Here is a 15,016-nt window from a genome sequence, read left to right on the forward strand (position 1 = left end):
GCCATGTCGCGTCGTCCTGCCTCCTTGTCCCCCGCCCGCCTGACTCCCCCCCCGCTGCCGCAGACCGGCTCGCTGGCCCATGCCGCACCGCCCGTGCCGCACTGGGGCCATGCCCTGCTGCACCCGCTGGTGGCCGCCATGGCAGCCGTGATGCCGTGGCAGGCCCAGGCCCAGACAGCGCCCAAGGTCAACGCCCTGCCCCAGCCGGCCCCGGGCTGGCGCGTGTTCGGCAGCGGCCAGAGCGCGCTGCCGCAAGGCCTGCCCAATGCGCGCGGCGGCGCGGACATGGTCATCAAGCAGGACAGCCAGCGCGCCATTTATGAGTGGCTGAGCTTTGACATCGGCGCGCAGAGCTCGGTCACCTTCGACATGGCGCAGCGCAATGCCAGCGCCCTGAACCGCATCGGCGGCGCCAACCCCAGCCTGATCTACGGCAGCCTCAAGGCCACCAATGGCGGCGAGATCCTGCTCTACAACCGCAACGGCATCCTGTTTGGCGCCAATGCCCGGGTGGACGTGGGCAGCCTGATTGCCACCTCGCTCAAGCCGCGTGACGAGGATTACAAAAACGGTTTTGCCAGCAACATCCTCGGCGGCGACCCGGCCTTCCGCTACGACCCCGCCGCGGACGGCGGGCGCAGCGGCGCGGCCCTGTTTGCCGACAGCTATGTGAGCGTGGCGCCGGGCGCCGAGCTGCGCAGCGCCGAGGGCGGCCGCATCTTTCTTTTCGCCAAGAAGGTGGAGAACGCCGGCACGATCAGCGCGCCTGGTGGCCAGGTGGTGCTGGGCGCTGGCGCCGAGGTCTACCTGGGCCTGCCGTCCACCGCGAAAGAGCGCTTGAGCCAGACGCTCTACGCCTCGGAGTCCAACCCCGATGTGCCGGCTCTGCGCGGCCTGCTGGTCGAGGTGGGCCAGGCCGATCTGGGCAAGGATGCGGGCGACGGCAAGGTCACCAATGCCGGCCGCGCAGCCACCGGCTCGGGCGCGGCCAATGCCCAGCCCGGCGTGATCGAAACACCGCGCGGCAACACCACCCTGGTGGGCATGGCGGTGAACCAGCTGGGCCGGGTCACGGCCACCACCAGCGTGGCGCAGAACGGCTCGATCTTTTTGCTCGCCCAAGGCAATGCCGCCGGCGCGCCCACCAACACCACGCCCTCGGACGCCCAGTACAAGCGCGCCCGCACGGGCGGCGAGCTGATCCTCGGCGGCGACAGCCGCACCGAAATCAAGCCCGACAACCGCGGTGCTGACGGCAAGCCGCTGAGCTCGGACGACAACGCCGGCTTCACCGCCTCGCGCCTGAACCTGTCCGGCGCCAGCATCAGCCTGCAGCCCGGCGCCCAGGTGGTGGCCCCGGGTGCGCAGGCTTTTGTGCGCGCCAGCGTGACGCCCAATTACGACGGCAGCCCCGGCGGCGATCACCTCTTCAAGCCCGAGGGTGGCAGCCTGAGCATCGCCGCGGGTGCGGTGATCGATCTGTCCGGCACCAGCGACACGCAGGTCGGCGTGGACCGCTATTTCGTCACCACCGAGCTGCTGGGCAGCAATGATTTGCGCGATGCGCCGCTGCAAAAAGACGGTCTGCTGTTCCGCAACAAGGTGACGCTGGACATCCGCAGCGGCTCGGACATTCTGGGCGATCTGTCCAGCTACCGCCTGGGCCTGCAGCGCACGGCCAACGAGCGCCTGGCCAAGGGCGGCAACCTGTCCATCCTGGCCGGCGGCACGGTGGACGTGGCCGCAGGCGCGCGCCTCGATGTCAGCGGCGGCCAGGTGCAGGTAGGCGACGCCAAGGTGCGGCCCAGCCTGCTGACCGCCGCCGATGGCCAGGTCTACAACCTCAACAACGCGCCCAAGGACGTGGTGTTTGACGGCATCAGCAGCGCCTTCGTCAACCGCAGCGCCTGGAAGCGCAACGGCGCCCGTGTGGGCTTCGGCCTGCAGGGCAGCGAACGTCTGGAGCCGGGCTATGTGGAAGGCCGCGCCGGCGGCAGCTTGCAGATCATCGCGCCGCAGCTGAGCTTGCAGGGCGATCTGCGCGGCCAGGTGGCGCAAGGGCGCCGCCAGCTCAACGGCCAGGACGCGCGCGCGGACCTGGCCCGCCTGAGCCTGGGCGCCGCCCGCCATGGCCGCGATTTCGCGGCCGACGCCTATGCCGGCGCCGTACTGGAGCGTTTGGTGCTGGGCCGCAAGGCCGGTGAAACCGGGGCGGACTTTTCGCTGGCTCAAATCGAGGCCGGCGGCTTCGGCCGCGTGCAGCTGAGCAGCGTGCAAAGCCTGGAGCTGCCGCGCGACGCCAGCCTGAGCCTGCCTACCCTGGGCCAGCTGGAGCTGAATTCAGAAAAAGGCTCGGTCATTTTGGGCAGCCATCTGCGCCTGCCGGGCGGCAGCCTGCTGGCGCGCAGCCTGGACGGCGGCGAGGTGCAGCTGGCGGCCGGCGTGCGCCTGGACGCCTCGGGCGCCTGGACCAATGCCTTGCTCGACGGTGTGGGCTCCGGCGCCGGCACGGCCGGCGGCTCGGTCATGCTGGCCAGCCAGCGCGCGGTCAAGACCGACGTGGGCGCGCTGATCGACGTCTCGGGCGGCGCCTGGGTCGACGGCGGCGGAGCGGTGCGCGGCGGCGCGGCCGGCAGCATCACCCTGGGCCAGGACAGCAATGCCGACGACGCCAAGAAGGCGCTCAACACCGTGCGCCTTGAGCTGGACGCCAGCAGCCAGCTGCGCGGCTACTCGGCCCAGCGCGGCGGCGCGCTGAACCTGACGACGCAAGCGATCCAGATTGGCACCGCCGCGGCGGGCGCCCAGCCGGCCGACCTGCGCCTGGGCACTGAATTCTTCAGCCAGGGCGGCTTTGCCAGCTTCTGGCTGGATGGCCATACCGGGCTCGACGTCGCGGCCGGCAGCCGCATCGCCCCGCAGGCCCAGAGCTGGGCGCCCACGGCCTCGGCGCGCCTGGCGCCCAGCGGCTCAGCCGCCGCCCTGCACATGCAGGCGGCCATCGCCAGCACCGCCCTGCCCCAGGTGGTGAACCTCAGCCTGAACGCCAATGCGCCCATCGTCGGCAGCCTCAAGGTTGGCGAAGGCGCGGCCATCGAGCTGCGGCCCACGGCCAGCCTGACGCTGAACGCCGCGGCCCATCTGCAGTTCGACGGCCGCGTGCAGGCCCCGGGCGGCACGGTGGCCCTGCGCGTGGCGGCCAGCGACGACAGCGCGGCGCAATACCTGTGGTTGGGCGCGAACAGCGTGATCGATGTGGCCGGCACCCGGCTGCTGACGCCCAGCAACGACGGACTGCAGCGCGGCCAGGTGCTGGCCGGCGGCACGGTCAATCTGGCGGCCAGCGGCAGCTTTGCCAGCAGCCTGGTCTGGAGCCAGGGCAGCCGCATCAACATCGGCGGCGCCCAGGGCGAGCTCGATGTCAGCCTGCGAGAAAGCGGCGGCAACCGCAGCCAGCGCCAGACCGTGGCCAGCAGCGGCGGCAGCCTCAATGTCAGCGGCAGCGGCGCGCTGATTCTGGAAGGTGATTTGCGCGCCCAGGGCGGCGATGCCAGCCAGGCCGGGGGCCGCGCCAGCATCACGCTGAGCGCCGGCCGCAGCAGCAGCGGCAGCTTGCCGCCGCTGCGCGAGCTGAGCCTGAGCGTGGACCGCGGCCAGGCCAGCCTTGCCCTGCAGCCCGAGCTGCTGGCCAAGCCCGCCGATCTGGCCGGCAACAGCGCTGAGCCCATCGCCGCCAGCAATGCCCGCATCTCGGCCGCCCAGCTGCAGGCGGCCGGCCTGGCCGACCTCACGCTCGGCGCCCAAGATGGCCTGCGCATCGAAAACGGTGTGTCGCTGAACCTGGCTCGCCAGCTGCAGCTGGAAAGCCCGAGCCTGCGCCTGGACCCGGGCGCCAGCGCCCAGCTCACCGCCACCGAGCTGATCTGGGCCAACTTCGCCAACAAGGACCGCCCGACGCTGTCCAACGGCACGCCCGCACCGCTGCTGCAATCGAGTGCCGGCAGCGGCACGCTGGCCCTGACTGCGCGCCAGAACCTGGTGCTGTCCGACCGCCTGGTCACCCAAGGCCTGGGCAGCCTGGCGCTGTCCGCCGGCCAGGACTTGCGCCTGCAAAGCCGCAGCACCGAGGCCAGCGCGACCGGCGACCTCCTGGCCGGCGCCCTGCTGAGCCAGGCCGACTTGAGCCTGCGCGCGGCGCAGATCTACCCGGCCACGGACACCCCCTTCACCCTCGACGCCGGCAGCCACCGCGTCAGCATCAGCCAGAGCGGCCAGACGGCCACCGACCGGCCGGCCAGCGCGGCCGGCCAGCTTTTCATCAAGGCACGCGAGATCGCACAAGGCGGCGTGCTGCGCGCGCCTTTTGGCCGCATCGAGCTGCAGGCCAGCGAACGCCTGAGCCTGCTGGCCGGCAGCGAAACCTCGGTCAGCGGCGCCGGCCAGGACTTACTGCTCGGCAAGGCCGACGCCAGCGCCTGGAACCAGAGCGCCAACAACAGCCTGCTGCTGGAAACTCCGCTGGCCAAGCAGCTGCTGCTCAAGGCCCCGGCCCTGAGCCTGGAAGACAAAGCCCAGCTCGACCTGAGCGGCGGCGGACAGCTGAGCGGCTGGCAGTTTGTGCCCGGCCCGGGCGGCTCCAGCGATGTGTTCAGCGGCAGCGACGGTGCATTTGCCCTGCTGCCCTCGCGCCAGTTGCAAGCGCTTTGGGACCCGAGTCTGGCCGCAGTGACGCCGGCGCTGGGCCGCGAGCTGGAGATCGGCGCCGGCGCGGCGCTGCCGGCCGGTCGCTACACCCTCTTGCCGGCGCGGTATGCCATGTTGGCCGGTGCCTACCTGGTGCGGCCGCTCAGCGGCACGCCGCTGAACCTCGGCGCCATGATTCCGCAGGCCGACGGCAGCCAGTGGATCGGTGCGCGCCTGCGCGACGCCGGCACGCCCTTCCAAAGCGCCCTGCCCTCGGGCTGGCTGCTGCAAAGCGCCGAGCAGGCGCGCAAGCGCAGCGAGATCCGCCTGCGCGATTTCGACAGCTTCTTTGCCGACAGGGCCAGCAAGGCCGGCGAGAGCGCGCCGGCCGGTGCACGCGATGCCGGCGCCCTGGTGCTGAACGCCCAGCAGCTGCAGATGCAGGCCCGCATCGTCAGCGCGGTGGGCAGCATGAAAGCGGCGGGCGGCAACGAGCAGCCCGGCCGCGGCGCCCAGGTCTTCATCGCCAGCGAGCAGATCCAGATCGGCGGCGCGGCGGATGAGAAGCTCGCGCCCACAGTGCTGCGCCTCGACCCGGCGCAGCTGCAGGCCTTGAATGCCCAGCAGCTGGTCATCGGCGCCACGCCGCAGGGCAACAGCACGGACAGCTTGCAGACCGTGGCTCGCGACGTGGTGCTCAAGGCGGGCACGGTGCTGAGCAGCCAGGACCTGCTGCTGAGCGCCAGCAGCCGCCTGAGCCTGGAAGACGGCAGCCAGCTGAGCAGCGTGGCCTCGGCCAGCCCAGCCGCCGGCAGTGATTGGAAGCTCAAGGGCAGCGGCGCCGCCGTGCGCGTGAGCCAGCAGGCCGACGCCGGGCTGCAGCGCCTGGATGTGCCTGTCGCTGTCGACGGTGCGCAAGCCAGCCTGGTCCTGGGTTCTGCGGTCAGCCTGCAGACTGCCGGCGGCCAGGGCGCCATAAGTCTGGACAGCAGCGGCGACAGCCGCATCGCCTCTGGCCTGCAACTGGCCGGCCAGGCCCTGGACCTGGGCGCACGCCATGTGGTGATCGGCGCAGCCGACAGCCAGAGCGGCAGCCTCGGGCTGGACCGGCAGTGGCTGGCACAGATCGGCAAGGGCAAGGCCAACAGCAGCAGCAACAGCAACGGCAGCAAGGGTTCGGGCGCCAGCCTGACCCTGCGCAGCTACAGCAGCATCGACTGGACCGGTGGCGCCACCCTGGGCGAAACCGCCTGGCAGCTCCTGACCCTGGACACGCCCGTGCTGCGCGCGCCGCAAAGCGGCATCGGCCAGGCCGTGGCGCAGAACATCGTGCTGACGCAGAGCAGCGGCCAGAACGTGAAGGCGGCCACGGACGCCACGGCCATCCCGGCCGGTACCCTGCAATTCCTGGCCGGCCAGACCTTGACCCAAGGCGCCGGCAGCCAGCGCACGGACGCGGCGAAAACCCTGTGGCAAGCGGGCCAGGCCCTGCTGGTGCAGGGCAGCGGCACGGCCTTCTTCAGCGGCGCGCTGGACGCCAACGCCCCGCTGCTGGGCCAAAGCGGCAATGCCCGCAGCAGCCTGCAGGTGCGAGACAGCTTCAGCTTCAAGAGCCCCGAGACCTTGATCACGGCCAGCGCCCCGGCGCTGGCGAAGCTCCAGCCGGGCGGTCAGCTCGACATCGAGGCTGCGAGCCTGACGCAGGCCGGCCGCATCGAGATGCGCGGCGGCCAGCTGAGCCTGCAAGCCCGCGATGCCCTGGTGTTCGCTTCTGCTTCGCAAACCAGCGTGGGCGGCCAGAGCGCCAGCCTGCTGGGCAGCACGGTAGACCTGCCCGGCGGCACCTTGCGCGCCGGCAGCAGCCAGCAGAACCTGGTGCTGGAAGCGGGCGCTGGCCTGGACGTGTCGGCTTCGGGCGCCGGCGACGCCGGTTCGCTGCTGCTCAGCGCGCCGCGCGGCGAAGTGCAGCTGGCCGGGCTGATGGCTGGCCTGTCCAAGCCCGGCGCCCAAGCGGCCCGGTTGGAGATCGACAGCGGCAGCCCGGTGCAACTGGCGGCCCTGGCCGGCAGCTTGAGCGCACCGGCGGGCCTGAGCAATTTCAGCGGCAGCCTGAGCCTGCGCAACCGCAACGGCGACCAGCGCCTGGCGGCAGGCGTGCTGCTGGCGGCCGAAGAGATCCGCATCGTCAGCGATGCGGGCCGACTGGACATTGCCGGCAGCCTGCGCGCCAGCAACAGCGCAGCGCTGGGCAAGGGCGGCCAGATCGTCCTGGCTGCGGGCCAGGACTTGAACATTCAGGCGGGTGCCCAGCTGCAGGTGCAAGCGCCGCAGGGCCAGGGTGGCCGCATCGAGCTGCACAGCAGCCAGGGTCAGATTGATGTGCAGGCCGGCTCGCTGCTGGACCTGCGCGGCAGTGACCGTGTCCACGGCGGCCAGCTGCTGCTGCGCGCCAGCCGTGAAGACACAGCCAATGCCAAGGCACCTGAGGGCAAAGAGGTTCGCATCAGCGCCCTGGCCGGCCGCATCGAAGGCGTGTACAGCATCGATGTCGAGGCGGTCAAGGTCTACGGCCAGGCCGACAGCATTGGCCTGGGCAGCGCCATGCAGCCCGCACCCACGCCGGGCAGCGCCCCGCGCCCCGCCCCCACTCCAGCGCCAGAAGAACCCACCGAAGAAGCCGAAAGCCTGAAAGGCCCGGGCCTGATCAGCCGCGCTGCGGCACTGCCGCCTGCGCCCGAGCGCCGTACCGTGGCGGAGGCCAGCGAGGACAGCCCCACAACGTCTGCCGGCAACGGCAACGAAAGCACCAAGGGGCAACTGCCGCCAGTGCCGCCGCTCAAGGCCGGTGACCCGGTGATCCCGGCTCCGCCGCCACCTGCGCCGGCACCGATCCCCACGCCCAGCCCGCAACCGGGCCCCAGCCCAGCGCCTGGTCCTGTGCCTGCCCCAGTCCCGGCTGCGCCGATCCCCGGCAAATTCGGCACCGCCCTGGTCGATGCCGAGAGCCGCGACTACCTGGCCGCCAACGCTGAGGCCGTGTCGCTGCGCCTCACGGCCCAGCAACCCGAGCTGCAGCAGCGCCTGCGCGTGCGCGCCGGTGCCGAGCTGCAATCGGCCGGCGATATGCGCCTGACGGTGGACTGGAACCTGCCCCTGCTGGTGGCGGCCGACCGCGCCGCCATGCCGCATGCGGCCGAAACCTCGATCACCTTGCGCGCCGCCGGCAATCTGTTCCTGGAGCGCGGCCTGAGCGCCGGCTTCCAGTCGCCCAACAACCAGGCCAGCACACCGCTGGACCAATGGCTGGCCCTCAGCGGCATGGCCGGCGACCTGCGCGTGGTGGCGGGCGCCGACCTGAGCTCGGCCGATGTGATGGCCACGCGCAGCGCCACCCACCCCGCTCCCAACACCAGCCCGGACAGCGCCAACGGAGCAGCCGCCCTCACCCCGGCGGCCGAGGTCAAGCTGCAAATCGGCCGCCCGAGCAACGGTGGCACCCCGCCCAGCGTGCCGGTCCGCAGCACCACGGGTTCGCTGCAGCTGGCTTCCTCCGGCGATGTGGTCTTGCTCAACACCGGCGCCAAGGTCTACACCACCGGCCAGCCGGTGCTCAGCCTGCAGCAAGACGACCTGAATCTGCCGCCCAGCCCGCCGATGCCGAGCCCGGCACCTTCTCCAACTCCGTCTCCTGCGCCGGCGCCGGCGCCTGCACCTACGCCGGAGCCTGCCCCGACACCTGCCCCAGCGCCGAGCCCGGCACCATCCCCTGCTCCCTCGCCGGCACCAGCACCAGCTCCAGCTCCCTCACCGGCACCGGCACCAGCACCAGCACCAGCACCGAGCCCAGTGCCCGGCCAACCGAGCGTGGGCAATGGCAACTCCAGCACCGAGGTGACCTTGCCACCGGCGCCACCGATCAAGCCGGGCCCCACACCTTCGCCTGCTCCTTCGCCGAGCCCTTCCCCGGCTCCAACACCTGCGCCCTCCCCTTCGCCATCACCGAGTCCATCTCCCTCGCCTGCACCGGCGCCTGCACCGGCGCCTATCCCGGACGCGCCTTCGGCCGGCAATGGCAATCAGACCACAGGCAACACGCTGCCGCCCGCCCCGCCCCTGGTGCCCGCACCTGCGCCGACCCCGGCGCCTGCGCCTGTCCCGTCTCCGAGTCCGAGTCCGAGTCCGAGTCCTGCGCCAGCTCCGTCGCCGAGCCCGGCACCGGCACCAACGCCTGCACCATCACCGAGCCCTGCACCTGCACCCGCACCTGCTCCTGCTCCTGCTCCTGCTCCTGCTCCTGCTCCTGCTCCTGCACCTGCTCCTGCTCCTGCACCTGCTCCTGCACCAGCACCAGCACCAGCACCAGCACCAGCACCAGCACCGGACGTCCCTTCGGCCGGCAACGGCAATCAGACCACGGGCAACACACTGCCGCCGGTGCCGCCTGTGATGCCTGCACCGACTCCGTCGCCAAGCCCGTCGCCGGCGCCCTCTCCAGCCCCAACGCCCGCACCCACTCCGTCACCGAGCCCCGCGCCGGATCCGGCGCCCACACCTTCTCCTGCACCTGCACCTGCACCTGCACCTGCACCTGCACCTGCACCTGCACCTGCACCTGCACCTGCGCCCGCGCCCGCGCCGACCCCGGCTCCATCGCCAGCACCGGCCCCAGCCCCAGCCCCAGCCCCAGCCCCAGCTCCGGCTCCGGCTCCGGCGCCAACGCCAGCACCAGCACCTGCACCTGCACCTGCACCTGCACCTGCACCTGCACCTGCACCTGCACCTGCACCTGCACCTGCACCTGCGCCTGCACCTGCGCCTGCGCCTGCGCCTGCGCCGGATGTGCCTTCGGCCGGCAACGGCAACGAGACCACCGGCAACACACTGCCCCCGGTGCCGCCCTTGATACCTGCGCCGACACCCGCACCGGGACCAGCACCTACACCAACTCCAGCCCCGGCGCCTTCACCCGCACCAGAGCCGGCTCCATCGCCAGCTCCTGCGCCAACGCCTGCACCGTCCCCCGCGCCTTCTCCGGCGCCGGCTCCAACACCCGCGCCCGCACCAGCGCCCACGCCGGACCTCCCCTCGGCCGGCAACGGCAACCAAACCACCGGCAACACGCTGCCGCCGGCGCCGCCTGTGATGCCTTCGCCGACGCCCGCACCAGAGCCCACGCCCACGCCAGCTCCAGCTCCAGCTCCAGCTCCAGCTCCAGCTCCAGCTCCAGCTCCAGCTCCGGAACCTGTACCCGTACCGACCGAGCCTTCGCTGGGCAACGGCAACGAAACCACCCGCGACGGCCTTCCGCCGGCGCCGCCTGTCGGGCCGCTCGCCGTGCCTGCAGGCAAGGCCACCCTGGCAGCGCGATTGACGCTGTCTGCGGAAGAGCACAGCAGCCAGGACGAACACGAGGACGCCGAGGCCCGCCGCAAGAAGGCGGAAGAGACCCCGAGCCCGGCCACCGAGCCGTCGAACGGCAATGGCAATGACAGCACCCTGGGCCAGCTGCCACCGAAACCGCCGCTGAAGCCGGGCGAAGTGCCAACGCCGGCACCTGTGCCCGCCCCTGCACCAACGCCTGCACCAGTGCCCGCGCCTGCCCCGGCACCCGCCCCTGTCCCCAAGCCAGCCCCCGTGCCGGACCCCATCCCCGATGGCGCCGACCTAGGGCTCGATCTGGACAGCCTCAGCAGCAATTTGCAGCGCAATGGGCTGAGCCCCTTCCTGCGCCAAGGTGGCACGGTGCAAGTGCGTGCCGGCCGCGACCTCCGAGGCGCGCTGCTGGCCCGCGAGCAGGACGACGTCAGCCAGTGGTGGTGGCGTTCGGGCGTGGACGGCGCGTCGGCCACCGCCTGGTGGTCGCGTTATGACCGCTTCGGCCAGGGCATTGCCAGCTTTGGCGGTGGCGATGTGCGCCTGACGGCCGGCCGCGATGCGCAGCAGGTCCATGCCTCGGCCGCCAGCAGCGGCTGGCGTGCCCGCGACACAGCGGCAGACAGCGCCGCCAGCAGCCAGGCACTGCAAGTGCTGGGCGGTAGCGTGTTCCTGCAAGCCGGCCGCGATGTGGTGGCCGGTCGCTTGTTTGCCGCCGGGCCACAGCTGCGGGTGCAGGCCGGCGGCGAAGTGCGCCGCGACACGGCCGCGCCGGCCAATGCCACCCGTGCCGATCAAGGCTTGCAGCTGCTTTACGGCGCCACCGCGGTGCGTGCCGAGGCCGCAGGCAACCTCGATCTGGGCGCATTGCGCAGCGCCGGCTATGCCTTGAGCACCAAGGACAATGAACTGGCCCTGGGCGCTGTGCTGGGCGGCTTGAATGCTGGGGCCTCGGCCCTGCTGCAAAGCCAGTCCGGCCAAGTCACCCTGCGCAACGACGGCGTGCTCGATGGCGGCATGTCCAATGCAGCCGATGCGGTGAATAGTGTGCTGCCGGCCCAGTTGCAAATCCGTGCGCCGCGCGGGGATGTCAACATCACCCACGACATCGTGCAGATGCCTGAGCAAGGCGGGGTGCCGGCGCGCACCGAGATCCTGGCGGCGGGTGAACTGTCCATGGCTGCGCTCAAGGTGGGCGCGCAAGGCGCGGCTCTCGAGCCGGGCCTTTACAGCCGCCGTCAACTGGGCGAGGCGATTGCCAATGCCCAGGTGGCCGTGCCTCTGGCGCGTTATGCCGATTTCGGTGTGGAAGCCCAGCCTGCCAGCGAGGTGCCACGCCTGGACAGCAGCGAGCGCAGCCCGGTGCGTCTGGCGGCCGGCGGTGACATCAAGGTCGCCGGGGAAATCCTGTCGGCCCGGCCGCTGGACATCCAGGCCGGCCGCGATCTGATCGGCGGATCCGGCAATGTCTTCAAGGTCCAGCATCAGGACTTCCAGCTGAACCCGGGCCAGGGCCCGACACAGCCGCTGCGCATCCACGAGTTCACCGTGCTGCAAGCGGGCCGCGACATGCGCAATGTGGCGGTGGAGATTGCCGGCCCCGGCGATCTGCTGCTGCTGGCCGGGCGCGATGTCGACCTGGGCAACAAGGCCGGCCTGCTCTCGCTGGGCGCACTGCGCAACGGCAATCTGCTGCCCAGCCTGGGTGCCGACATCACGGTCGTGACAGGCGTGCGTGCCGATGGGCAGGACTACCAGCAGGCCGTGGCCCAAGGCTTCGCCCTGTTCGGCAGCCGTGCCTGGCAAGGTCAGCTGGGCCGCCTCTTCAGCGCCCTGGGCGGCAGCTTGGCCGGCTTCGAGCAGCTGGGTAGCCGTGCGCAGCTGGACGGTGTGCGCAGCCTGATGGGCCAGGCGCGCTTCGAGGCCGCCTTGGCCGACTATGTGCGCGGCCTGCCGGCCCGGGCCGAAGGCGGCGAACAGGCCTTGCGTGCCGCGGCCTTGTTGGGCAAGCCGGCGCAGGACCCCGCGGTGCAAGCCTATCTGCAGCAAATGCCGCAGAAAACCGAGCCGGCCTGGAGTGAGTTGAGCCGCGAACAAGCGCTGGCCGTCTTCGGAACGCTGAGCGACGTCCAGCAAGCGGCCGCGGTGCAAGCCTTGCTGACGGCCCAGCTGGGCCGCCAGACACCGGCGCAGCGCCAGCAGCTGCTGCTGCAACTGGCCGGCAGCGATGCCAGGGGCCAGGCGGCGCTCAAGGCCCTGGCCGGCTATGTGCGTGAGGTCGGCGGTGACGCGGCGCGGACCTTGAGCGACAGCCAGGCCGTGGCGGCCTTCGAAGCGCTGCCGCTGGCGCGCCAGATCCCCTGGCTGAACCGCCAGCTGGTGCAGGAACTGCGTGTCTCGGGCCGCGAGGCGGCACTGACCGAGGGTGATGCCCGTTGGGCCGCCTACGCACCGGCCTATCTGGCGGTGAGCACCTTGTTCCCGGTCGACGGCCTGGAAGCCCGCCCCAACGGCGAGCTGCGCATGCCGACCAGCCAGATCAAGACCAACCAGCAAGCCGACATCACCTTGCTGGCACCGGGCGGCGGCGTCAACGCCGGTGAGATTGCCAGTTCGGGCGCGGGCAAAAAGCCCAACGAGCTGGGCATCGTCACCGTCAGCGGCGGCAGCATTGCGGCGGCGGTGCGGGACGACTTTGCGGTCAACCAGTCGCGGGTCTTCACCTTGGCTCAGGGCGATCTGCTGCTCTGGTCCTCGCGCGGCAATATCGACGCTGGTCGAGGCGCCAAGACGGTGACGGGTGCGCCTTCGCCGGTGCTGCGCCTGGACAACGAGGGGCAGCTGATCTTTGACACCTCGGGCTCCTTCAGCGGCTCGGGCATTGCGGTGCTGAGCGCCGGCAGCGATCTGGATTTGTTCGCGCCGGCCGGCGAGATCAACGCCGGCGAGGCCGGCATCCGCTCCAAGGGCAATGCCTTCATTGCTGCCGAACGGGTGGTCAACGCCGTGGACATCCAGGTCGGCGGCAAAAGCTCGGGTGGCGGCAAGGTCGAGGCCCCGGCGGCCACGATCAGCGCGCCCGCCAACAACGCACTCAACCCGACCAGTGCCGGCGCCGCCACGAACGAAGGCGAGGACGAGGGCAAGAAAAAGCGCCGTCGTCGCCGCAACCTGTTGCTTGAATTCCTGGGCTTTGGCGGCCAGTGATGCCTTTGCCCTTTCGAGATTGATGAAACACCGGACCGACCCCATGAGAACCAACCTGATCCCTGCCCTGCTGCTGGCCTTGAGCGCCGCCCTGCCCGCCACCTCCCAGGCCTGGTGGGACGCTGAATGGACCCAGCGCACCCGTATCACCCTCAACACCACGGCCCAGGGCCTGGCCACGCAGGAGGCGGCTTCGGCCGTGCCGGTGGCGGTGCGCTTGCACTCGGGCAACTTCGACTTCGCCACGGCCAAGGAAGACGGCTCGGACCTGCGCGTGCTGGCGGCGGACGACAAGACCCCGCTCAAGTTCAGCCTCGAGCGATTCGACAGCGTCAACGAGCTGGCCGTACTCTGGGTGCAGATGCCCAGCGTGCTGCCGGGCAGCGACAAGAACCAGTTCTATGTCTACGCCGGCAACAGCAAGGTCGCGGCTGCAGAGGCCAGCGCGGCGGGTGGCTTCGACCCGGCCCTGGTCTCGGCCTTCCACTTCAGCGACAGCGCCAAGCCGGGCGCCGACCACCTGGGCAGCCCGGGCCGTGAGGCCGGCACGGTCATCGTCGAGACCAACGGCCTCTTGGCCGCCAGCCTCAAGCTCGATGGCCGTGCGGTGCAGCTGCCGGTGGCCGACAAGCCGCTGCTGGACGCGGCTCAACTGAGCCTGAGCCTGTGGGTCAAGCTCGACGATGTGGCCTCGGCCAAGCTGCTGCAATGGGGCGGCCTGCAGGTCTCGGTGCAAGCCGGCCAGCTGCGCGCGGCTGTGGGCAGTGGTGAGCTGCGCGGTGGCGAGCTGACCGTGGGCCGCTGGACCCAACTGGGCCTGCGCCTGGGCGCTGGCAAGGCCGCCCTGCTGCTGGACGGCGCGGTGGTGGCGGAAGCCGCTGCCGCGGCCCTGCCCAGCCTGGGCAACACGCTGAGCCTGGGCGACGGTGCGCGCGGCCTGGCCGATGAGTTGCAGATCTCGGCCAGCGCACGCAGCAATGCCTGGCTGGCCATCAGCGCCGGTGCCCAGGGCGCCCAGGGCAAGCTGCTCAGCGCACAGCGCGAGGACGCTGCCGCGGCCGAGGGCGAGAGCCACGGCTATATGGGCATCTTGATCAAGAACCTGACGGTGGACGCCTGGGTGGTGATCGTCATCTGCGGCCTGATGCTGGTGGTCGCGGTCTGGATCTCGATTGCCAAGGGCCTGCTGGTCGGCCGCATCGACCAGTCCAACCGCGTCTTCCTCAAGCGCTTCCGCGATGCCACCGACAACCTGCTGCAGCTGGAGCAAGGCGGCCAGCATGCCGACTCGCCCCTGTTCCGGCTCTACCAGGCCGGTGTGCGCGAGCTGGCCAAGCGCAAGGCCGGCCAGGAAGGCGCGACGCCGCTGAGCGGCGCGTCCATGGACGCGGTCAAGGCCTCGGTGGACGCCGACTATGTGCGTGAGAACGCCCGTTTGAACGGCGGCATGGTGCTGCTGACCATCGCCATCTCCGGCGGCCCCTTCCTCGGCCTGCTGGGCACGGTGGCCGGCGTGATGATCACTTTCGCCGCCATCGCCCAGGCCGGTGACGTCAACGTCAACGCCATCGCCCCCGGCATCGCCTCGGCCCTGCTGGCCACCGTGGCGGGCCTGGGCGTGGCCATCCCCTCGCTGTTCTCCTACAACTACCTGGCCTCGCGCATCAAGAACACCAGTTCGGACATGCAGATCTTCATCGACGAGTTCATCACCCGCGCGGCCGAGCTCTACGGTGCCCGCTGAAGCCTGACG

Annotated in this window: 2 protein-coding genes; both read left to right on the top strand. The window is 71.1% G+C overall.

The genetic code is table 11. From position 1 onward, the window contains the following. Nucleotides 1-3: 3 nt before the first annotated feature. Nucleotides 4-13,263, top strand: a complete 13,260-nt coding sequence (locus tag ACQY39_RS15630) for a filamentous haemagglutinin family protein (protein ID WP_428507739.1) — start codon at nucleotides 4-6, stop codon at nucleotides 13,261-13,263. A gap of 43 nt (nucleotides 13,264-13,306) precedes the next feature. Beyond that, complete coding sequence (locus ACQY39_RS15635; protein WP_428507741.1) at nucleotides 13,307-15,007, top strand: DUF2341 domain-containing protein; 1,701 nt, start codon at nucleotides 13,307-13,309, stop codon at nucleotides 15,005-15,007. Nucleotides 15,008-15,016: the final 9 nt, after the last annotated feature.

The sequence above is a fragment of the Roseateles sp. genome (genome assembly GCF_965262435.1).
Lineage (GTDB): Bacteria > Pseudomonadota > Gammaproteobacteria > Burkholderiales > Burkholderiaceae_C > Paucibacter_A.